Annotated in this window: 20 protein-coding genes; 9 read left to right on the top strand and 11 right to left on the bottom strand. The window is 58.4% G+C overall.

Annotation, left to right across the window (positions count from 1 at the left end; genetic code table 11):
- Positions 1-28 precede the first annotated feature (28 nt).
- On the top strand, positions 29-691 hold the full coding sequence (gene yrfG / locus C4K38_RS01570; RefSeq protein WP_016702576.1) for a GMP/IMP nucleotidase: 663 nt from the start codon (positions 29-31) through the stop codon (positions 689-691).
- A gap of 62 nt (positions 692-753) precedes the next feature.
- On the opposite strand, the gene lysM is transcribed toward yrfG, so the two are convergent.
- Positions 754-1,194, bottom strand: a complete 441-nt coding sequence (gene lysM / locus C4K38_RS01565; RefSeq protein ID WP_009041716.1) for a peptidoglycan-binding protein LysM — start codon at positions 1,192-1,194, stop codon at positions 754-756.
- A 138-nt stretch (positions 1,195-1,332) separates the two neighbouring features.
- Between lysM and C4K38_RS01560 the strand changes: the two genes are divergently transcribed.
- The 4 genes from C4K38_RS01560 to C4K38_RS01545 all read left to right on the top strand — a co-directional run bounded on the left by C4K38_RS01560 (position 1,333) and on the right by C4K38_RS01545 (position 6,192).
- Positions 1,333-2,220 (top strand): LysR family transcriptional regulator, encoded by an 888-nt coding sequence (locus C4K38_RS01560; protein ID WP_053277013.1) that lies wholly within the window; start codon positions 1,333-1,335, stop codon positions 2,218-2,220.
- Positions 2,221-2,314: 94 nt separating this feature from the next.
- Positions 2,315-3,154 carry a formate dehydrogenase accessory sulfurtransferase FdhD gene (gene fdhD / locus C4K38_RS01555; RefSeq protein WP_053277012.1) on the top strand — a complete coding sequence of 280 codons (840 nt, stop codon included), beginning with the start codon at positions 2,315-2,317 and terminating at the stop codon, positions 3,152-3,154.
- A complete protein-coding gene (locus C4K38_RS01550) occupies positions 3,151-5,499 on the top strand; it encodes an FdhF/YdeP family oxidoreductase (protein ID WP_053277011.1) in 2,349 nt (782 codons plus the stop codon). Before fdhD ends, C4K38_RS01550 begins: the two co-directional genes overlap by 4 nt.
- A gap of 207 nt (positions 5,500-5,706) precedes the next feature.
- Positions 5,707-6,192, top strand: a complete 486-nt coding sequence (locus C4K38_RS01545; RefSeq protein WP_053277010.1) for a glycine zipper domain-containing protein — start codon at positions 5,707-5,709, stop codon at positions 6,190-6,192.
- A gap of 128 nt (positions 6,193-6,320) precedes the next feature.
- On the opposite strand, the gene C4K38_RS01540 is transcribed toward C4K38_RS01545, so the two are convergent.
- The 8 genes from C4K38_RS01540 to C4K38_RS01505 form a co-directional block, all read right to left on the bottom strand.
- Positions 6,321-6,752, bottom strand: coding sequence for an acyl-CoA thioesterase (locus C4K38_RS01540; RefSeq protein WP_053277009.1), 432 nt, complete (start codon positions 6,750-6,752; stop codon positions 6,321-6,323).
- A gap of 67 nt (positions 6,753-6,819) precedes the next feature.
- Positions 6,820-8,052, bottom strand: a complete 1,233-nt coding sequence (locus tag C4K38_RS01535) for a 3-hydroxyacyl-CoA dehydrogenase (protein WP_053277008.1) — start codon at positions 8,050-8,052, stop codon at positions 6,820-6,822.
- A 116-nt stretch (positions 8,053-8,168) separates the two neighbouring features.
- Positions 8,169-10,103, bottom strand: a complete 1,935-nt coding sequence (locus tag C4K38_RS01530) for a RecQ family ATP-dependent DNA helicase (protein WP_053277007.1) — start codon at positions 10,101-10,103, stop codon at positions 8,169-8,171.
- Positions 10,104-10,291: 188 nt separating this feature from the next.
- Positions 10,292-11,416, bottom strand: coding sequence for a polysaccharide deacetylase family protein (locus C4K38_RS01525; protein WP_053277006.1), 1,125 nt, complete (start codon positions 11,414-11,416; stop codon positions 10,292-10,294).
- A gap of 69 nt (positions 11,417-11,485) precedes the next feature.
- Positions 11,486-12,661, bottom strand: a complete 1,176-nt coding sequence (locus C4K38_RS01520; protein WP_009046468.1) for a tetratricopeptide repeat protein — start codon at positions 12,659-12,661, stop codon at positions 11,486-11,488.
- 319 nt (positions 12,662-12,980) lie between these two features.
- Entirely contained in the window at positions 12,981-13,253 is a 273-nt protein-coding gene (locus C4K38_RS01515; RefSeq protein WP_231998580.1) for a hypothetical protein, read from the bottom strand.
- Positions 13,254-13,283: 30 nt separating this feature from the next.
- Complete coding sequence (locus tag C4K38_RS01510) at positions 13,284-13,514, bottom strand: DUF7683 domain-containing protein (RefSeq protein ID WP_053277005.1); 231 nt, start codon at positions 13,512-13,514, stop codon at positions 13,284-13,286.
- Positions 13,511-14,716: an S-type pyocin domain-containing protein gene (locus tag C4K38_RS01505; protein WP_053277004.1), complete on the bottom strand. Its 1,206-nt coding sequence runs from the start codon at positions 14,714-14,716 to the stop codon at positions 13,511-13,513. Before C4K38_RS01505 ends, C4K38_RS01510 begins: the two co-directional genes overlap by 4 nt.
- Positions 14,717-14,908: 192 nt before the next feature.
- Here C4K38_RS01505 and C4K38_RS01500 point away from each other — a divergent pair, with 192 nt between their 5' ends.
- The 4 genes from C4K38_RS01500 (at position 14,909) to C4K38_RS01485 (ending at position 18,664) form a co-directional block, all read left to right on the top strand.
- Positions 14,909-15,262, top strand: coding sequence for a DUF1493 family protein (locus C4K38_RS01500; RefSeq protein WP_053277003.1), 354 nt, complete (start codon positions 14,909-14,911; stop codon positions 15,260-15,262).
- A 404-nt stretch (positions 15,263-15,666) separates the two neighbouring features.
- Positions 15,667-15,921: a hypothetical protein gene (locus C4K38_RS01495; protein WP_053277002.1), complete on the top strand. Its 255-nt coding sequence runs from the start codon at positions 15,667-15,669 to the stop codon at positions 15,919-15,921.
- Positions 15,922-16,259: 338 nt separating this feature from the next.
- Positions 16,260-17,390, top strand: a complete 1,131-nt coding sequence (locus C4K38_RS01490) for a nucleoid-associated protein (RefSeq protein WP_081001410.1) — start codon at positions 16,260-16,262, stop codon at positions 17,388-17,390.
- Positions 17,387-18,664 carry a hypothetical protein gene (locus C4K38_RS01485; protein WP_124345254.1) on the top strand — a complete coding sequence of 426 codons (1,278 nt, stop codon included), beginning with the start codon at positions 17,387-17,389 and terminating at the stop codon, positions 18,662-18,664. Before C4K38_RS01490 ends, C4K38_RS01485 begins: the two co-directional genes overlap by 4 nt.
- A 50-nt stretch (positions 18,665-18,714) precedes the next feature.
- Here C4K38_RS01485 and C4K38_RS01480 read toward each other — a convergent pair whose 3' ends face one another.
- Entirely contained in the window at positions 18,715-20,256 is a 1,542-nt protein-coding gene (locus C4K38_RS01480) for a phosphoenolpyruvate carboxykinase (RefSeq protein WP_053276999.1), read from the bottom strand.
- A 179-nt stretch (positions 20,257-20,435) separates the two neighbouring features.
- Positions 20,436-21,338, bottom strand: a complete 903-nt coding sequence (gene hslO, locus C4K38_RS01475; RefSeq protein WP_053276998.1) for an Hsp33 family molecular chaperone HslO — start codon at positions 21,336-21,338, stop codon at positions 20,436-20,438.
- Between the last annotated feature and the right edge of the window lie 85 nt (positions 21,339-21,423).

The raw sequence follows: 21,423 nt of genomic DNA, 5'->3' as shown, positions 1-21,423 counted from the left end.
TATCTTTCTACCGTTCGAGACGTTCTCCATGCCTTCACTGCCCTGGCGCGACATCGATACCGTTCTGCTGGATATGGACGGTACCCTGCTGGACCTGCACTACGACAACCACTTCTGGATGGAGCACCTGCCCCAGCGCTATGCCGAGCTGCATGGCGTCAGCCGCGCCATGGCGGAAATGGAACTGCAACCGCTGTTCGAGCGTAACGCCGGACAATTGCAGTGGTATTGCCTGGACTTCTGGAGCGCCGAACTGAAGTTGCCGGTGCGCGAACTGAAGCTGGAGACCGCCCACCTGATCTCCCTGCGCCCGGACGCCGATACCTTTCTCGCGGCGATCAAGCAGGCCGGCAAACGCGTGGTGCTGATCACCAATGCGCACCGCGACTCGTTGTCATTGAAGTTGGAAAAAGTCGAGCTGGCGCCCTATTTCGAACGTTTGATCAGTTCCCACGATTACGGCTTCGCCAAGGAGAACCCGCAGTTCTGGGACGCGCTGCAAGCGGATATCGACTTCGATCCGGCACGCAGCCTGTTTATCGATGACACCCTGCCAATCCTGCGCAGCGCGCGGAATTTCGGTGTGGCCCATCTGTTGGCGGTGAGTGAACCGGACAGCCGCAAGGGGCCGAAAGACACGGCGGAATTTGCCGCGCTGGGGGATTATCGAGAGTTGATCGAGGGGCTATGAATGCATCGCGGGCAAGCTCGCTCCCATGGGAGCGAGGCTTGCCCGCGAAGGGTGTTACGCAATCATTCTGGAATGCGCAGTACCTGGCCCGGATAGATCTTGTCCGGGTGCGACAGCAGCGGCTTGTTGGCCTCGAAGATCTTGTTGTACTTGTTGGCGTCGCCGTACACAGCCTTGGAAATGGCGCTGAGGGTGTCGCCTTTTTTCACGGTGACAAAACGCGCGGCAGCCGCCACAGGACCGGTGACGGTGATCTGGTCGTCGACGCTGCCGACACCTTCGATGTTGCCCACGGCCAGCAGAATCTTTTCCTTCTCTTCCTGACTGGCCACTTCGCCGGTCACGATGACCTTGTCGCCTTCCACGGTAGCCTGGACGTTGGGGTTACCCAGGCCGACCTTGGCGATGTGCTCCTTCAGCTGTTCGCCCGCATTGGCATTACCCGGCGTCAACAAATCGATAAGCTTTTCGCCCGCTTCTTTCACAAAGCTAAAAATACTCATGGTGCACACTCCTTGGGTTTAATAGGTCCAGACGCGAAAGACTAGACCAGCCCTGAGAGGCGAGGTTCAAAATCGACCAATGACTCTCTGCACGGCAAGCACGCTAGAATCGCCTCCCCCCGCGCCCAGGAAGCGAAGATGGACATCAAACAGCTGAAATTCCTCATCGCTCTCGACGAAACCCGCCACTTCGGCCAGGCCGCCGCGCGCTGCCACATCACCCAGCCGACCCTGTCCATGCGCCTGCGCAACCTCGAGGAGGAACTCGAGCTGCCGCTGGTCAACCGCGGCCAGCGTTTCGAGGGCTTCACCGCCCCGGGGGAACGGGTGCTGGCCTGGGCCCGCAGCGTGCTGGCCGCCTACGATGGACTGCAGGCCGAGGCCGCCGCCTGTCGCGGCAATCTGGTCGGCACCCTGCGCCTGGGAGTGGTACCGCTGTCGAGCTTCGACCCGCTGCCACTGATGCAGCGCCTGCACCAGGCGCACCCGAACCTGCGCTTCGAGTTGTCGGCGCTGAGTTCCGAGCAGATCCTCGAACAGCTGGCGAGCAATCGCCTGGATATCGGCGTTTCCTATCTGGAGCGCCTGGACAGCGAACGCTTCGAATCCCTGGCCCTCGGCGAAACCCGCATGGGCCTGCTCTACGACCAACGCTTCTTCAGCTTCGGCGAGCAGCCCCTGAGCTGGGAGGCCGTGATCGAACTGCCGCTGGGCATGCTGACCAGCGGCATGCATTTTCGCCAGTCCATCGACCATAACTTCCACAGTCGCGGCCTCACCCCTCAACCGCTGCTGCAGACCGATGCCGTGCATCAACTGCTGCAAGCCGTACATGGCGGCCTGTGCTGCGCGATCATGCCGCTGGACGGCGGCCTGGAAGCCCTCACCGAACACCTGCGCCTGCAGCCCATAGCAGACGCCAACACCCTGGCGCACCTGGGCCTGATCATGCGCCGCAGCGCACCGCGCTCGGCCCTGGCCGAGGCATGCTTCGCCCTACAGCAAAAATCACCGAGCGAGTCTTGATCGACGGCATCTATCGGCACATCAGTACTAGCAATTAGACGCGACACATTGACGCGCTTAGTCTTAGGGCTGGATATTCCGCCGGTGATGCCCCATGAAACCCCAGCGCCCGGCTTGCGCGACGCCCACTGCGAAAACGCCCGCGCCCGCCGCCAGTCAGAACTACCGCTACAGCAACCTCGACCACACGGAATCGGCCAGCACCGCGCTCGCCGAGGAAGTCGCGCTGGCGATCGCCTATAACGGCATCAGCCAGGCCGTGATGCTGGTCACCCCCAGCGACCTGGAAGACTTCATCGTCGGCTTCAGTCTCGGCAGCGGCATCATCGGCGACGCCTCGGACATCTACGACCTGCAACTGAGCGGCAGCGGTTCGGCCCAGTACGCACAGGTACAGATCTCCAGCCGCGCCTTCTGGAACCTCAAGCAGCAACGCCGGCAACTGGCCGGTACCAGCGGTTGCGGCCTGTGTGGCGTGGAAGCCGTGGAGCAGGCCCTGCCGGACCTCAAGGTGCTGCCCGGCGCGCCGTTGCCGCCGGCCGAATGGCTCGATGGCCTGCGCCAGCGCATCAGCGCCTTCCAGCCCCTGGGCCAGCATTCCGGCGCGGTGCATGCCGCGGTGTTCATGAACGCCCAGGGCGAGCTGCTGCTGGGCCGTGAAGATATCGGCCGGCACAACGCCCTGGACAAGCTGATCGGCGCGTTGATCCGCCAGAACATAACCACTGCCGGCGGCGTGGCCATCGTCACCAGCCGCTGCAGCCTGGAACTGATCCAGAAAGTCCTGCGCGCCGGCATCCAGACCCTGGTCAGCCTGTCGGCGCCCACCGGCCTGGCCCTGCAATGGGCGCGCCGGCACAACCTCAACCTCATTCACCTGCCGCAAAAAAGTGCGCCACGGGTCTATAGCCCTGCGATGGAGAAACAAGCGTGACCACTCATCACCAAGCCGACCAGACACCCACCCCGCGCTACAAGCCCTACAAGGGCCCGGCCGGCGGCTGGGGCGCGCTCATCAGCGTCGCCCAGGCCTGGCTGACGAGTGACAACGCACTGAAAAACCTCCGCATGATGCTCAAGACCAACCAGAACGGCGGTTTCGACTGTCCGGGCTGCGCCTGGGGCGACTCTCCGGAAAGCGGCATGGTCAAGTTCTGCGAGAACGGCGCCAAGGCGGTGAACTGGGAAGCCACCAAACGCCGCGTGGATGGCAAGTTCTTCGCCAAGCACAGTGTCAGCTCGCTGCTGGAGCAGAGCGACTACTGGCTCGAATACCAGGGCCGCCTGACCGAGCCCCTGAGCTACGACGCCGAGACCGATCGCTATAAGCCCATCAGCTGGGAAGCGGCCTTCGCCCTGATCGGCAAGCACCTGCAAGCGCTGCCCAGCCCGGACATGGCCGAGTTCTACACCTCGGGCCGTGCCAGCAACGAAGCGGCGTACCTGTACCAGCTGTTCGTGCGCGCCTACGGCACCAACAATTTCCCCGACTGCTCGAACATGTGCCACGAGGCCAGCGGCGTGGCCCTCGCGCAGAGCGTCGGCGTCGGCAAAGGCACTGTGACCTTTGACGACTTCGAGCATGCCGATGCGATTTTCGTCTGGGGCCAGAACCCCGGTACCAACCACCCACGAATGCTCGAGCCGCTGCGCGAAGCAGTGAAACGCGGAGCCCAGGTGGTGTGCATCAACCCGCTGAAAGAACGCGGCCTTGAACGCTTCCAGCATCCGCAGCACCCGATTGAAATGCTCACCAACGGCAACAAGCCGACCAACACCGCCTACTTCCGCCCGGCCCTGGGCGGCGACATGGCGGTGGTGCGCGGCATGGCCAAGTTCCTCCTGCAATGGGAACGCGACGCCCAGAAGACTGGCGCGCCGTCGGTGTTCGATCACGACTTCCTCAACGAACACACCGCCGCCGTGCTGGATTACCTGAGCGTCATCGACGACACCCCATGGGACGAGATCGTCGAGCAGTCCGGCCTGACCCTGGTGGAGATCGAGCGCGCGGCGCGCATGTACGCCAAGGGCAAGAACGTGATCATGTGCTGGGCCATGGGCATCACCCAGCATCGCCACTCGGTGCCGACCATCCAGGAAATCGCCAACCTGATGCTGCTGCGCGGCAATATCGGCCGTCCGGGCGCCGGCCTGTGCCCGGTGCGCGGCCACAGCAACGTGCAGGGCGACCGCACCATGGGCATCAACGAACAGCCGCCGGTGGCCTTCCTCGACGCCCTGGAGCGACGCTTCCAGTTCAAGGTGCCGCGCGAGAACGGCCATAACGTGGTCGAGGCGATCCACGCCATGCTCGAAGGCCGCTCGAAAGTCTTCATCGGCCTGGGCGGCAACTTCGCTCAGGCCACCCCGGACAGCCCGCGGACCTTCCAGGCCCTGCGCAACTGCGACCTGACCGTGCAGATCAGCACCAAGCTCAACCGCAGCCACCTGGCCCACGGCAAGGAGGCACTAATCCTGCCGTGCCTGGGCCGCACCGACATCGACCTGCAGAGCGAAGGCGCGCAGGCGGTGACCGTGGAAGACTCCTTCAGCATGGTCCACGCGTCCAATGGCCAATTGCAACCGCTGTCGCCGCAGATGCGTTCGGAGCCGTCGATCCTCGCCGGTATCGCCGCCGCCACCCTGGGCAGCCACCCGGTGGACTGGAACTGGCTGGTGGCCGACTACAGCCGCATTCGCGACCTGATCGCCGACACCATTCCCGGCTTCAAGGACTTCAACGAGCGAGTGAAAAACCCTGGCGGCTTCTACCTCGGCAACTCGGCCGGCGCGCGGCGCTGGAACACCCCGTCGGGCCGCGCCAATTTCCGCCCGAACCTGTTGCCCAAGGATCTGGTGCACGAGCGCACCCGCGCCACCGGGCAGTTGCCGGACCTGATCATGCAGTCGATGCGTTCCCACGATCAGTACAACACCACCATCTACGGCCTGGACGACCGCTATCGTGGCGTGAAGGGCCAGCGCGACGTGCTGTTCGTCAACGAAGCCGACATCATCCGCCTGGGCTTCAAGCCGGGGCAGAAAGCCGACATCGTTTCGTTGTGGGATGACGGCCGCGAACGTCGGGTCAAGGGTTTCACCCTGTTGGCCTTCGATATTCCGGCCGGACAGGCCGCGGCTTACTACCCGGAAGTAAACCCGCTGGTGCCGCTGGAAAGCATCGGGGACGGCAGCTACACCCCAACCTCGAAGTTCGTCGCGATCCGCCTGGAAGCGGCCAGCGACAGCGGCTTGATCATGGCCCGGTCGGCCTGACCGACGAAATCGCAGGCACAAAAAAGGCCGCTTTCATCCAAAAGCAGCCTTTTCCAAGTAGCTACAGACTCGCAAAAACGAGATAAGTTCCCTACTAAAAACAACAAGTTACGAGATTGTGTACAACTCGTGCTATTCGTCGGATTTTGATTGTAAGCGCCTCAACACAGCCTCAGGATCGCGCCGTCATCCCTTTGAGGCTCCTCTATGAAGTTCTCCTCGATTCTCTTGTTGTCCCTTGGCCTGGTCAGCGGCATCGCCTCTGCCGGCGGCACCACTGAAGCAGGTGTGGGCGGCGCATTGGGCGGGGTTCTAGGCTCGGTCGTCGGCCAATCGATTGGTGGTAACACCGGTTCCACCATCGGTGCCGCACTGGGCGGCGCGGGCGGCAGTGCCGTGGGTGCCGACAGACGCAGCCGTGGCGAAGCCGCTATCGGTGGTGCGCTGGGCGCAGCCGGCGGTAACGTGGTCGGTCGCAGCGTGGGGGGCACCACTGGCAGCCTGATCGGCGCAGCAGCGGGCGGTGGCGTCGGCGGCGCACTGGGTAACCACATGGGCAACTCCAGCGATCGTGACGATCGCCGTTACCGCGATCGCGACTACGACGACGACCGCCGCTACTACCGCGACGGCCACCCGGGTCGTGGCCATGCCTACGGGCATCGCAAGCACAAACGTCACTGGCGCGACTAAGACCTGAAACGGTCGCAGCCTACTGACACGAAAGACCGCAGCCTGACGGCAGCTCCTGCCAGGCAGGGTTCATCACCCCCGGGATGAACTCCAAGGAGCCGCCTGAAGGCTGCGGTCTTTTTTGTGCTTCACATCAGCAAGCGTTCCAGCGCCGCACGCAGACTGTCAGGAATCCCTACCGGCTGGTTCGATGCCCGATCGACGAACACATGCACGAAGCGCCCCGCCGCGCAGGCATCGGTTTCTCCCGCCTTGAACACCGCCAGCTCGTACTGCACCGAACTGTTGCCCAGCTTGCCGACGCGCAGGCCGATCTCGATGCGCTCGGGAAAAGCGATCGAGGCAAAGTAATCGCAGGCCGAACTCACCACGAAACCCACCACCTCGCCGTCATGGATATCCAGGCCACCCTCTTTGATCAGGTAGGTGTTCACCGCCGTGTCGAAGAAGCTGTAGTAGGTGACGTTATTCACATGACCGTACACATCGTTGTCGTGCCAGCGCGTGATGATGGGCTGGAAGTGGCGGTAGTCGGTGCGTTGCGGCATGCGGTCGGTCATTGGCTAGATCTCGGAGGCAAGGTGTCTGGAAGGCGACCATGGTGTGGTCGATCAGGCGATGCCTATTTCAACCGATGGCCCGGTGATCGGCAAACCCTTTGCCAGCCTGCACCAGCTCGTCAATCAACCGCGCCGGCTTCCAGTGCGCGCCCGACTCGGCTTGCAGCCGCAGCAACCCTTGCTGAATGGACACCAGCCCCTGCCGGTCCGCCCAGCTCATCGGCCCGCCCTTGTCTGCCGGGAAGCCATAACCGTTGAGGTACACCAGGTCGATATCCTGTGCAGAACCGGCGATGCCTTCCTCTAGTATCTTCGCGCCTTCGTTGACCAGCGCCAGCAGGCAGCGTTCGAGGATTTCCTCGGGACCAATGTCGCGACGACGGTAGCCCAGGCCTTCGCTGACCTCCTGAACCAGGGCATCGACCTGCACATCATGCTCGGCCTGGCGACTGCCGGGCTCGTAATGGTAATAACCCTTGCCACTCTTCTGGCCGAACCGACCCGCCTCGCACAGGCGATTATCCACCTGCACTTCGTGCGCCTCCTGGCCCTTGCCGGCCAGCTGTCGGGCGCGCCACTCCAAATCGATGCCGACCACGTCGTACATGCGGAACGGGCCCATGGCAAAACCGAAGCCCTGCAATGCGGCATCCACCTGATAAGGGAAAGCCCCTTCCAGCAGCATCTTGCGCGCCTCCAGCACATAGGTACGCAACATGCGGTTGCCGATGAAGCCAGGGCAGTTACCGGACACCACACTGACCTTGCCCATTCGTTCGCCCAGCGCCAGCGAGGCCTCGAGCACCTGCGGCGCAGTCGCAGCGCCCCGCACGATTTCCAGCAGCTTCATGATGTGGGCCGGGCTGAAGAAATGCAGGCCCAGCACCTGCCGCGGACGCCGGGTGACTGCGGCGATGGCGTCGATATCCAGCGCCGAGGTGTTACTTGCCAGGATCGCCCGAGGTTGGAGCAGGCCATCGAGTTCGCGGAAGATTTTCTGCTTCAGCTCGAGGTTTTCGTAGACCGCCTCGATCACCAGGTCCACATCGCGAATCGCCGGATAATCCGCTGCTGCGCTTACCCGGGCCCGGCGCGCGTCGGCCTCCACCTGATCGATCCGACCCTGACGCACGTTGTGTGCATAAGTCTCGGTCACCGCTGTCAGCGCCTGTTCGAGCATCTGCGGATTGTTGTCCACCCACTGCACCGCGACCCCGGCATTGGCCAGGCACATCACAATCCCGCGGCCCATGGTCCCGGCACCGATCACCGCGGCGCGCTGAATCTCGATCTGGCTCATAGTGGCTCCCTTGTAGGTGGCTCGAAGACGCAAACCACCATAATCAGGCCCAGGGTATTTTTGAAATTTATTCCTGTGATGAGCGGCATTCAGCGGATGGATCGGGCAAGCACGTATCAGGCTTTGAGGTGATGTTCGGCCCAATCGCGCACTTCGGCGTAGGGGTAATCCTCGAGCACTGCAAAACCCTGGATCGACCGCGCCTTGAGCTTGGTGAACAGCGGCACGCTGATCCCGCACAGGAAACGCGTCAGCCGTTCCGCTCCCGGAGTCGCACCGCTGTGTTGTTGGTGCCTGTGGATAAATTCACCGCACAGCGCGTCGAAGTTTTTATCCACAAGCGCGGGCAAGGCTGGCGGCTCCGGCAGGCGGGCCACCTGGCCGTGGCACACCGAACAATGCCCGCACCGCTGCGGCGCCTGGTCATCGCCGAAATACTGCGCCAGGCGATGCCCCAGGCACTGCTCGGTGGCGAACAGTTCGAGCATCGCGTGGATCCGCGCGATCTCGCTGCTTTCGTGCTGCTTGAAATAGGCGTGCAATTGCTGGCTCAGGGTCGCGGCATCGAAGCCCGTCTCCAGCAGGTTGTAGACCTCGGTCATCTGCTTGCTTTCCAGCTCGACCCAACCCTTTTCCTGGAAGTAGTCCAGGGCCTTCACCACTCGGTTACGCTCGGCCTGATGCTGCTGATAAAGCGCGTCGAAATTCACCGTGGCCCAGGTTCGGGCACGGCTGGAGGTCTCGATGATCGCCGCCACGAACTCTCGGCGCTCACCTTCGAAACGTGCCAGCAGCACTTCCGGCTCCTCGAGGAATTTGAAGCGGTATTCGGCGAAGTAGGCGTAACGCGGCGCGATCAGGCCACGCAGTTCCAGCTGCACCAGCAAGGTCTTGAGCGGCAGCTGACGAATGTTGCTCTGGTCCGCCAGCGGCCCCAGCAGGAACTCCCACTGCCCGTCGGGCGCCGCGCCCTGCAGCTCGTCCAGCACACAACGAATGCCTTCCAGCTCCGGCGTGTCGCCGTAGACGAAGTTTTCCAGCACGTTGAGGCTGTCGCGGTTGGCCAGCACCAGGCAGTCGGAAGGTTGACCATCACGCCCGGCGCGGCCGATTTCCTGGCTGTAGTTTTCGATGGATTTGGGCAGGTCGAAATGCACCACATTGCGGATGTCGCTCTTGTCGATACCCATGCCGAAAGCGATGGTGGCGACAATGCAATTGGACTGGCCTGCCATGAACTGACGCTGGATGGCCTCGCGCTGCTCATGGGGCAGCCCGGCGTGATAGGCCTGGGCCTGGATGCCGTTGCGACTCAGATGCTCGGCGATATGCTCGGCGGTTTTCTGCAAGGTGACATAGACGATGCTCGGCTGCCCGGGACGCTCGCTCATCCACTGCACCAGGCGCCGGCGCTTGTCCTGGCCACGCACCGGTTCCACCAGCAGGTTGAGGTTGGGCCGGTAGAAACCGGTGGTCACTACATCCTGTTCGGCTATAGCGAATTTCGCCTGCATGTCGGCGATCACCTTGGGCGTGGCGGTAGCGGTCAGCAGCAGGGCCTGGGGAATGTTGAACTGGCGCTGGTAGTCCGGCAGCTTGAGGTAGTCGGGGCGAAAGTTATGGCCCCATTCGGAGATGCAGTGCGCCTCGTCCACCACCAGCAGGGAAATCCGCACCTGCTGCAGGAAGTTGCGAAAGCGCTCGTTCTTCAGACGCTCCACCGAGATCATCAGGATCTTCAGTTCACCGGAGCGCGCCCGCGCCATGACCTCGTTGGCGTCGTCGCGGCTCTGCGCCGAATCGATGCTCGCCGCGGCGATGCCGTGCCGCTGCAGAAACGCCAGTTGGTCCTGCATCAGCGCCAGCAACGGTGAGACCACCAGGGTCAGGTGTGGCAGCAGCAAGGCCGGCAGCTGGTAGCACAGGGACTTGCCGGAGCCCGTGGGAAAGATCGCCGCCGCCGAGCGCCCGGCCAATACCGCGCTGACCGCCGCCTCCTGGCCGGGACGAAACTGTGGATAACCGAAGACCTGTTCGAGGGTGTCGTGCATAAGCTGTCACTCCTTTGACCGCTGACGTGCCTTGCAGACTGGCACAGGGTCGGGAAAAGGTCGGGGAAGAAAGGCTACGGGATGATACAGGGAGGCGGAGAATGCTGTCCGGCTGGGGTTATGCAGAGTTTTTCAGGGTGTATCACGAACCACCAGGCACCCGATGGTTCGCGATAAAAATCGTGTTATTACCGCGTTGCGCGGCAATCCACCCACTTCACGCCATTGCTCTTATTGGCGGCGATCAGCGTCGGCACTGCGGCAGGCGCCTTGTTGTGAATGTCGTGAAACAAAATGATCCCCCGGCGCCACAGCAACATTAGGGTTTGCACCCGCTGGCTCGCCGCGCTGGCGCTGATGCTCTTGCTCCAGTCCTGGGAGTCGATGCCCCAGAGCATCACCTTGATACCCTGGGCCTTGAAGAACGCCGCACTGTCACTCTGGCGCTGGCCATAAGGCGGGCGGAACAGCGGCTGGTAGTCATCCGGCAACGTGCCGCGCACCAGGGTCGCGGAACGGGTGATGGACTGCTGCCATTCGCTCCAGGCGCTGTGGGATTTATGTTCCCAGCCATGCAGGGCAACGCACTGGCCGCTGTACAACTCGCGCATTTGCGCCGGCGACGACTTGCGCAGACGCGCCTGGAACGGCTCGCCCAGCACGAAGAACAGGCCATGCAGATCGTTGGCCCGCAGCACATTGGCCAGCGTATCGGTATGGCCGCCCGCGGCCGTCGGGCCGTCGTCGAAGGTCAGCAGAAACTGCCGGTCCGCCAGCTCGTCGCCCATCAGCTCGGCGCTGTCGAAACGTTCGATCTCACTGCTGATCTTCGGGAACAACGCCGCCAGGCGCAGCTGTTCGTTCAGGTACTGCTCATGAAACTGGCGGCTCACCTGGGCCCAGGCGTCATAGGCCGGGCTGACCGTTCCGGTGAAACCCTGGGCCAGTTGCCGCAAGTCATCCAGGTTACGCACCAGCGGGCAGAAGGCGGCGCCTTCACAGTCCTGGCTGGCGCTGTGGTAACTGCTGAGTAGGCGTATCCAGAAACGCTCGCGCACTTGCTCGACCGAATGATGGTCCAGCGCCTTGACGCCCAGGCGCTGCTTGAGGCTGGCATCGTCCAGCGCCTCGCTGGCCAGCAGGGCCTTGCCGAACATCAGGATTTCCGCGCGCGAGGCGGTATCGAAGCCCGCTTGCGTGGCCAATGAACCCGGCCAGCTACTGCGATCGATGGTGGCGAACACCATCGGGCCGGCAGCCTGGGCAACGGCCGTCCACAGGGACAACATCAACGCAACAACCAGAACCCGCATAACAACCTCCATAAATGCATAACGCGCCGTGGGACGGCGCGTTATGGGGGTCAGATCAACACCCGTGAATCAGCGGTTTTGCACACGCTCGATGGCTTTGTCATACACCGGGTTGGCCTTCTGCTGCTTGGCCAACTGATAGTGACGCAGGGCATCGGCGAACTGGCCGGCCGCTTCGTAGATACGCGCGATGTTGTAGTAGGAACTGGCGCGCACGGTGGCCGCCGAACTGCCGCTGGCGAGGGCAATGGCCTTGCGGTTGGCCCAGATCGATTCGGCGGTGTTGCCGGCTTTCTGATAGGCCAGGCCAAGGTTGCTGTAGGCCTGACCGTAGCCGTTGTTCAGCTCGATGGCCTGACGGTAGAAGTCGATGGCTTGCTGCAGGTTACCGGCGTGGTAAGCCTCTTCGCCCTTGCGGTTCAGGGTTTTCGCATCGGCTTGTGCGCTGCTGCTGACGGCAACGGCGGCAACTTCCACTTTGTCATCGAGCAACGGCGACACTTCGTTCAACACGTCCTGCGCATCGACGGTCACGCCGCTGAGGGTGTTGATGTCCTGGAAGTCGCCATTGCCGGTCATGCGGAACACGGTCCACAGGTTACCGCTGCGATCCTGTGGCACGTAGTAGGTGCGCACCAGCGACTGGCCCATGTACACGAACACCTTGGCCTGGCTGGCGGCAAGCTGACGGGACTCCGGGCGAGTCTGGTTGCTGTAGTCATGCACCGCGTACACATAGCTTTCGCCGTAGTGTTTCTTTTCCAGGGTGATGGTTTCCGGGCCGTAGCCGTCGATATCGTCGACGTCCAGGTGGGCATCTTCGCCTTGCTGGTTGCGGAAGTAGATGTTGTTGCCCGGGAAGATCATGTGCGAATCGAGATCGCTAGGGGTAGCGCCCCAAGTCAGCACCACGCGCAGACCGTCGAGGTTCTGCATCACCGGGCTGATGGCGTAGGTCATGCCGCTGCACGGGCACTTGACCACCAGGTTGGAGTAGCCGGGTTTCTTGATGATCAGCAGGTTGCTGGGGTCATCGGCGAAGTCGGTGGTCAGGGTCACCTGGCCTTGAGCATTGGTACGACCGACAACGCTCTGGGCACCATTGCGCTGCACCAGCACTTCGGCATCGGCGATCTTCTGGTCCTTGACCACCGCACTCAGCACCTCGACCGGCAGCTGCTGCGCCGTCACCGAAAACGCCAATGCCCACAACGAAAAAATCGAAGTCACGCGAAACAAGCGCATACCTAATTCCCTTTAAGTGTATGAAGTCGGCACCCAAGGGTACCCGGCAGATTTGGCGCGCACCATACACAGTTTTTTTGGGGTTTGCTCGCTAATCCATCGGGAAAAGTGGGGGGCTGCGGGAATCCCTGAAGCTACCTGAGGGTGGGCAATAGAATATGAAGCACTCCAGAGGAAAAACCTTATGTCTGTGCCGCTCAATTGCGCTGACTCGACATCAGCTCCATCTATGCAGGAGCGCTGTAGTTGAGGATGTATTTAAGCGAATCAATGCACCACTCTTGGTGCAATCCTCCGATGCTTCCTCACCAATATCGGTTCAGCCTGACGAAGCTAGATAAAGGTCCAAACCTCTAGGTAAATCAACAAAACACAACTGTTCTATTTCAACTATCTGACTGACCGTGAGCAGAAAATCGGCACCGATATGTTCATTGTCATTGGTCCAGTTCATCACCGGGCTCAGATCGGTGCTCGATAAACTCATGCTTAGCTCAAAAGCCAATTTATCCTCGCCAGGGCGAAAGCCCATTATGGAAAAAGATTTGCTACCGAAAGCTTCAAACCGATATCCCATGACACTCTGCTCCATGCCGTTTCAAGACAAGTAATACAGATCTCACTACACACTGCACGACAGGAAAAACAGGTAATCCGGACTGTGAAAGTGGCGGCCTATCAGCTTCTCTAAAGCCGCTATTTGTTCGTCTGATAGCTCGTACTCATAGATAGGATCATCAGGCTCTTGCCATCCCATCAGAGCAGTGAGCTGCTCCAGGTTCTCCCCAGGCAGATCAATGCTGAATGCCACTCGCTCGGTATCTCGATCAAACGCAACCACCTCATGTTTCATTTGGCTGTTCTCCGTCCAGGTTTTGCATCCTCAAGCCGCTGGCCAGTCTCGGCATCAAACTCACCTAAATGCCTACCCTGCTTATCGTATTGTTCCACCGTACCGTGCATGTAGTCCCATTCATAAATCCGCCCTTTAGAATCCAACCAGCGTTTACGCCTGGCACCTCCACCCCTCACAGAGTTTTTAGAAGGGACCAAATAAGTATCAGGAAAAGCTGCTAGTTCCTTGGGTGGAGGATAGTGGCCCAGTTTTCCTGGAACACTTAACACCACATAAAGTGGCTTAACACCCGCCCCCACCGGAAACACCAGAATAAAATCCCGATACTCCGGCGGATAAATCGGACTGACGATGATCCGCTCCGCCGCCTCAGTCGGCGGGAAAATCCAGATCGGTGGAGTCTGTGGAGCCGCTTCCAGCGGTGGTATCCCTATGGTGCTCGAAGGGTCCACCGCCGGGGTCCAGGTGAGGGTGATGCCATCGCCCAGGTCGGCCACTTGCTGCTCGCCACGGGCCTCGAACTGAGCCACCGGAATCATTTCCCACTCGCGGCGCCCCTGGGTGTTGAAGCCGTAGCCCTTGAGGCTGCCATCGGCCTGCTGTTCAACTCGCAGGCGTAGCCGGGTGCGAGCTTGCTTGAGATTGCGTAGTTGTTCTTCGCTGTACAGCGCGCCGTCACCCAGGCTCGATGGAGCGAGCAAGGCCACCAGCCCCAGCAATGCACCGGCCGCTACGCCCGAGGAGATCAGCCCCAGGCCACTGCCGGTGGCGCCAGAACCCACGGAGACCCCACCCAGGGTCAAGGCACCGAGATTGGCAGGCAGCGCACCGCTGATACGCTTGAGGGGCACTCGCCCACCCGCCTCGAACTCACGACCGCCCAGCAGCGTCAACGCGCCGTAATTCCCTACCGCATCAGTTGGTATGAAGCCTGTCGGGGTGACGTAGTCGATGACTGCGTTCGGCAGCTTGCAAGACTTGGTGAACACGCAACCAACGGGCGCTGGTTGCGATTCCACCCGTGTAGTCGGCAACCGCTCTTCATAGGCCTGCTGGCGAGCGAGCATCTGCTCATAACCCCGCTGCGCCTCATCACGCTCAGCCAATTCGCTCGCGGTCATATCGCGCAGGCGGCGATAACCGCCACCGTCAGCGTCGTAGTGCTGCCATACCTGGGGCACGTCCTTGTTGCGGGCCATAGTCCTTTGCTCGGTTGCCTGGGAAATCCCCGGTCTTCAACCGGGGCTCTCACGTTACCCAGCGCGAGGAGGTCCTGGCTGTCAGGCAAATCCGAGCTGGTCGAGCGACTTTTCTTTTTCGTTCAGGTCCAACGATTGGCCCTAAACTGGAGGCCGATTGGCACCACCGACAGACCTTGCGGACGACCCACCATGCACCTCGCCCCCGGCTTCCCCGACGACCCGACCATGCGCCAGCTCATGCAATTGCTGCACGAAGAAATCGGCCTGCCCGAACGCAAAGGCATCAGCCTCAAGACCGCCATCAACCTCGACCTGGGCTGCGACGGCGCGGACGCCGAACAGCTGATACAGGAACTGGAAGAACTGTTCGCCATCGACTTTATCGACTACGACGCCTACCGCTACTTCCAGCCCGAAGGCTACGACGTGTTCTTCAAACGCAGGGCCAAGGGGCGCGGCGACAAGATCCCGCTGACCATCGGCATGCTGTACCAGGCGATCAAGGCCAAGCGCTGGGATACGCGGGAGCTGGAGGGGATTTAAACGCGGCCGCTAGCGGTCTCTGCGAAAAGGAATTGCCTTACAAACCACGTCGAATTCAGCTTATTGAGCGGTCCCTGCAGGCAGCCTAGAGTTCGGACTGTCGCTGAAAAAATCAGCGAGCGGGTTTGGTCACCCGACAACAGCTCACATAAATGTCATCATGCGCACCGCCATCTTCATGGCTGTGTAGCGCATTGCTATGGCGGCTGTGTGTGGGACGCCTTTGGGCGTGCCGGTTGCTGTTCCGGTTGACCAACCCGCGCACAGTCCGCCTCCCATCGTTTGGTCACGATGGCGGCGGTTACTTAACAGCAAAGTGAGTAATCGATATGCCTCTAGAGAGTCAGCCTCAACACGCCAATATCATCTCCCTCTTTCACCTTCGCTATCCTAGGAGATGAATAATGGATCGCTATCTTGCTCTCAAAAGCAATTTTACTGACGGGCCCGTCCTTTTCATCGACAGCCAAGCCAATCAGCAAGACATTTACATCTGTGCCCAACAACGCTTGCGGGCCGCAGCAGATCTGCTTGAGACCCTGACTTGCCTTAGCTTTCATCAGGCCGACACCAAAGATACAGCCCATATCATTAACGCCCTTTACCTGTTGGTGCAGGACGGCTGTGACTTGTTGGAGACTGCCCAATTTAGGGTGTAAAACACCTCAAAACAGAGTAGGAATGAAGTTGTGACCCTGCGACCTCATTCCTACCCCCCCCTCCTCCAGTAACAGACCTGATGACCTATAGTCATCAGGCAGTAGCAAATTGACTCTATTCCGGTTTAATCTCCTAAAACCTATAGAAAGGAAGCAGAAAAACCATAGGATTAGCCAAGGATGAGTCACAAAACCACTGATAAATCTCACCCAAAAACCTTCCCTTTCTCGAAGCTGCAATCTTTTTTCCTATCAAAAAATCGCCGTCTACAAAGAGTATTAACTGTAAATTTTATCCTAGACTGCGCAACTCTAAATACGCAATTCAAGGGATATATATGAGCGATATAAAAATAAATTTCGCCGTCATACACGAACTTGTAAAAACACAACACAAGGCCATTCAACCATCCATCATTAGAAAACTACCACTTGACCCCAATAACACGACTGTAAACAAAGTAGTCAATGAAGTCACTAGCGTTTATGGTCGAAAACAGAATAGTGCTCACTATGGTGTCTTCAGTAACAGCAAAGATCGCGGCCTATTCCCTGAGAGCTTTCATAAGTACGCAGTTCTCCAAAGCCCAACCAGCAATGACTTTATGACTATAAGTCGAGCGGTCATGGAAAACCTTTTTGAGAAAGCAGAGAAAATCACTCCAGCATCTGGTGGGTATCTCTTATTTTCCGACTATGAAGTATCCGGTAATCGTTTCTTCATGATCGCAATGATTAAAAGTAGAGAAGGCTTCAGGTTGAGCGCAAACCTTGAACCCGAAGAGTTACTTGAACTTGATCTCACCAAGCTTAATCAAGCCGCTAGAATAAATATAAAAAAATACCATTCACATAGAACTGTTCCCCTTCCAGAAAGGCAAGAAATAAATTACTTAAGTTTCGTGAGTCCTAGCAGCACACAATCCGCTGCTGGATATTTCGTCACAGCTTTAGGTTGTGCAAAAGGAACCGCTTCGGCACTCGCCACCAAAACCCTCATAAAAGAAAGCTCTGTCTTCTTTGCTAACACGCCACAGATATCCAAATTTAAAAGTCAGTTCCGAGAAGACTTAGTCGAATACCTAAACAAAAAGAAACCAGGTGACTCAATACGCCTTTCAGAAATTGAAAACCTAGCGCGAAAATATATACCATCAGAAATAAAAGACCAAGCAGACAAGATCGCGGAGGAGTTTATTGAATATCTTAACGGGGATGAACATGCAATACCCGTTGAGTTCCCCATTAGTCACTCCACACTTCAGAAGTTCACACATGTAAGCTACAAGGATGAAAGCCTTCAAATAAAGTTTGAGAAGTTATCTTTTAGCGACGACCCTAACGCATCAATCTACTTTGATAAAAAAAGCAAAAAACTCACATTCAACAAACTACCTCAAGCCCTTGAGGAGCTGCTAGAGAGCGAGTTAGCACAGCAAAAATCTGAAAAATCTGCGATCAAAAAATGACTAACACTCAATCACTTGAAAATGTAGTTTCTCTATACAGAGCCGCTGGAAGACCGGTGGTCGAGGGAGGGAAGTTCAAAGGAGAGGTAACTTATTCATCATGCACACTTTTGAGTGAACTTCATAACGCACCACAAAACCATGGGCGTTTTTCAGAGCTCATCATTGATAAAACCGAAATACTTCCTGAGGAGCCCATTCCATCAAAATGGGTCTCAGCAGAGTTCACTTGGATTTTAGCTTCAAATACAAATAGTAAATTTTATGACAACCTTGACGAGCTAATACAGTTCACAGGTAAAGGAGAGATTCCAAGCACCTACTACATAATATCAAATAACTATTCTAGCTTTGAGACCCCAACAGCAGAAATCCAACAAATAACAAATATCTGCAAACTGATAAAAAACCTATCAATAATTGCAGACTATCATGATGAAAAAAATGACTCAAACTCCTTCAATCTAATTTTCACTCAACATGAGGGCGATACAAAAAGTAAAACAACCGCAGTAAAAACTAGAATCACCAGAAACTCGCTTAGACCAGTAAATACTACCTTGCTTGATAGTCTCGCATCAGAAGATGAATCTATTGACTCCCATCATCAAGCCAAAACCTATACATTCAAGAGTTCGATTGTAGAATTTTGCGACCATATACCTCCTGAAAACAGGTTTGAAAACCTCATTCTGGAGTGGGACTCATTCTTAAAACTATACAACAACAACCTCAGTACCTACTTAAGTGGCTTCTCCTTCCATAAGGCTAAAAAAGAGGTTGCTACTGCACAAATGTCTGTAGCGGAGCAATTATCAAAAATCACTAGTGAAACAACAGGAAAAGTCCTAAGCATTCCCATATCGTTTGCAGCAGTTATTGCCATTGTAAAATTAAACTCATTAATTGAGTCTGTACTTGCCGCACTAGGCTTACTAATTCTCTCATTAATTACAACAGCATCGATTACAAACCAGAAAAATCAATTGAGCCGCCTAATATCATCTAGAACAATAACCTTTACAGCATTTCAGGGCAAAGCCAATTCTTATCCCGACGAACTTAACAAAGACATCTCTAATGCCAGCAAGGCCTTAATAGCCAACGAAAAATACCTAGATAAAACTTTAAGCTGGTATCAAGTTGCATGTTGGCTCCCAACTATTTTTGCAACTGCGATTATTATCTATTACTTCGGACCTAATCAAGAAACGTATAAAGAACTAGCCATTTCGACTCTTGAATTCTTTTCAGCGAAAATTATAAATAACTGAAAATAAAAAGCCGCCCCGAAGGGCGGCTTCTTGAACCACTTACCCGATGCTTACAGCTTCGGACCAGCAGCCTTGATGGCGTCGCTCACGTCGAACTTCTTGAAGTTCTCGATGAACAGGCCAGCCAGGGCCTTGGCGGCTTCGTCGTAGGCGGCTTTGTCAGCCCAGGTGTTGCGTGGGTTGAGCAGGCCGGTTTCGACGCCTGGAACGGCCAGTGGCACGTCCAGGTTGATGGTGTCCAGGTGCTCGGTCTCGGCACCGACCAGAGCGCCGCTCTGGATGGCCGCGATCACGCCACGGGTGGTCGGGATGTTGAAGCGCTTGCCCACGCCGTAGCCACCGCCGGTCCAGCCGGTGTTGACCAGGTAGACCCTGGAGCCGAAGCCGCGGATGCGCTTGATCAGCAGCTCTGCGTATTCGCCGGCCGGACGCGGGAAGAAGGGTGCGCCGAAGCAGGTGGAGAATGTGGACTTGATGCCTGCGCCCGAACCCATTTCGGTCGAGCCCACCAGAGCGGTGTAGCCGGACAGGAAGTGGTAGGCGGCTTGTTCTTCGCTGAGGATCGACACGGGCGGCAGTACGCCGGTCAGGTCGCAGGTCAGGAAGATCACGGCGTTCGGCTCGCCACCGAGGTTTTTCTCGGAACGCTTCTCGACGTGCTCCAGCGGGTAGGCGGCGCGGCTGTTCTGGGTCAGGCTGCCGTCGGCGTAGTCGGCCTTCTTGGCGTCGTCCAGCACAACGTTTTCCAGCACTGCACCGTGCTTGATGGCTTTCCAGATGACCGGCTCGTTCTTCTCGGACAGGTCGATGCACTTGGCATAGCAACCGCCTTCGATGTTGAACACCACGCCCTCGCCCCAGCCGTGCTCGTCGTCACCGATCAGGTAACGGCTTTCATCGGCGGACAGGGTGGTCTTGCCGGTACCGGACAGACCGAAGAACAGGGTCACATCGCCCTCTTCGCCGATGTTGGCGGCGCAGTGCATCGGCAGCACGTCGGCGGCCGGCAGCAGGAAGTTCTGTACCGAGAACATGGCTTTTTTCATTTCACCGGCGTAGCGCATGCCGGCGATCAGCACTTTCTTCTGAGCGAAGTTGAGGATCACGCAACCGTCGGAGTTGGTGCCGTCACGCTCTGGAACGCATTCGAAGTTGGCAACGTTGAGCACCTGCCACTCATCACGGCCAGCCGGGTTGTACTGGGCCGGGTTGATGAACAGGCAACGACCGAACAGGTTCTGCCAGGCAGTCTGGGTGGTCATCTTCACGGCCAGGTAGTGCTCGTCGGAAGCACCTACATGCACATGGGAAACGAAGTGCTCTTGCGCGTTGTTGAACGCCTCGACGCGAGCCCACAGGGCATCGAACTTGTCGGCCGGGAACTTGCGGTTGATCGGGCCCCAGGCGATAGCGTCCTGGGTGCTCGGCTCTTCAACGATGAAACGATCGACTGGCGAACGGCCGGTACGGTGACCGGTACGAACAACCAGCGCGCCGGTATCGGCAAGCTCGCCTTCACCGCGGTTCAGGGCTTCTTTGACCAGATCATCAACACTCAGATCGGTGTACACGGCGTTATTGGCTTGCGTCATGAGGTTCCCCGTCGGCCAGTGGCCGAGTGCTCCAAACGTTTTGTAGTAGAAAGTCGTGCACTACTACCGCGAAAAAAGTGCGCCGGATTATGCCAGAAAAGCCCAAAAAGAGTAGGGCCCTCCCGTCAGAACGGCGTTAATCCGGCGCTTGCCAGGTGATTTACCTGCGCTGAACCGTTTTAGTGACGAGTATCTGACGGCGACTCGACACCCGCTCCGGCGAACAATTGGCTGATATCGGCCGCATCGAACAGGTAGCGCTCGTTGCAGAACTGGCAATCGATCTCGATGCTGCCGCCGTGTTCGACCACCAGCTTCTGCGCATCTTCCAGACCCAGACTGACCAGCGCATTGCCCGAGCGTTCCCGCGAGCAGCTGCAACGGAAGCGTAGCGGCTGCACATCGAACAGGCGCACGGCTTCTTCATGGTAGAGGCGATGGAGCACGGTTTCGTTGTCCAGGCTCAGCAGTTCATCGGCAGTCAGGGTGCTGCCCAGCGCGGTGATGTGCTGCCAGCTGGCGGCGCGGTCTTCTTCATCCTTGAGGCGGTCGGCCGGCAGTTGCTGCAGCAGCAGGCCACGGGCGCGACGACCGTCGGCGTGCAACCAGAAACGGGTGCCGACCTGCTGGGACATGACGAAATAGTTGGTGAAGCATTCCGACAGGGTGGCGCCGTCCAGGTCGACGATGCCCTGGTAGCGCTGGCCGTGGGTCGGGTCGACGGTCAGGGCCAGCATGCCATTGGGCATCAGGTCGGCCAGGGTCGCGTCCGGGGCAATCTGCTCCGCGTCGTAGCGCGCCAGGCCACGGATCTCGCGCTCGCTGGAGCACTCGATCATCAGCAACGGCACCGGGCCTTCGGAACGAGCCTGGAGGATCAGCAAGCCATCGAACTTCAGCGTGCCGACCAGCAGCGCGGCCGCCGCCATCAGCTCGCCGAGCAGTTGCGCGACTGGCTCCGGGTAAGCGTGTTTGGCGAGGACTTCGGCATAGCTGCGCTCCAACGCCACCAGCTCGCCGCGGGCGTCGCTGTCATCGAAGATGAAGCGTTGGGTGAAGTCGGTATCCGGCAAATGAGTCATAGGTCTGGGTATCTGAAGTGATGACAAAATGGTTACAAGACATGAAAATTGCGATTTTCGCACTATTACGGTGCACGATTTTCTG

The sequence above is a fragment of the Pseudomonas chlororaphis subsp. piscium genome, assembly GCF_003850345.1.
Lineage (GTDB): Bacteria > Pseudomonadota > Gammaproteobacteria > Pseudomonadales > Pseudomonadaceae > Aquipseudomonas > Aquipseudomonas piscium.
Note: the sequence above shows the minus strand (reverse complement) of the source record. Positions and strands in the feature narration are given on the sequence as shown.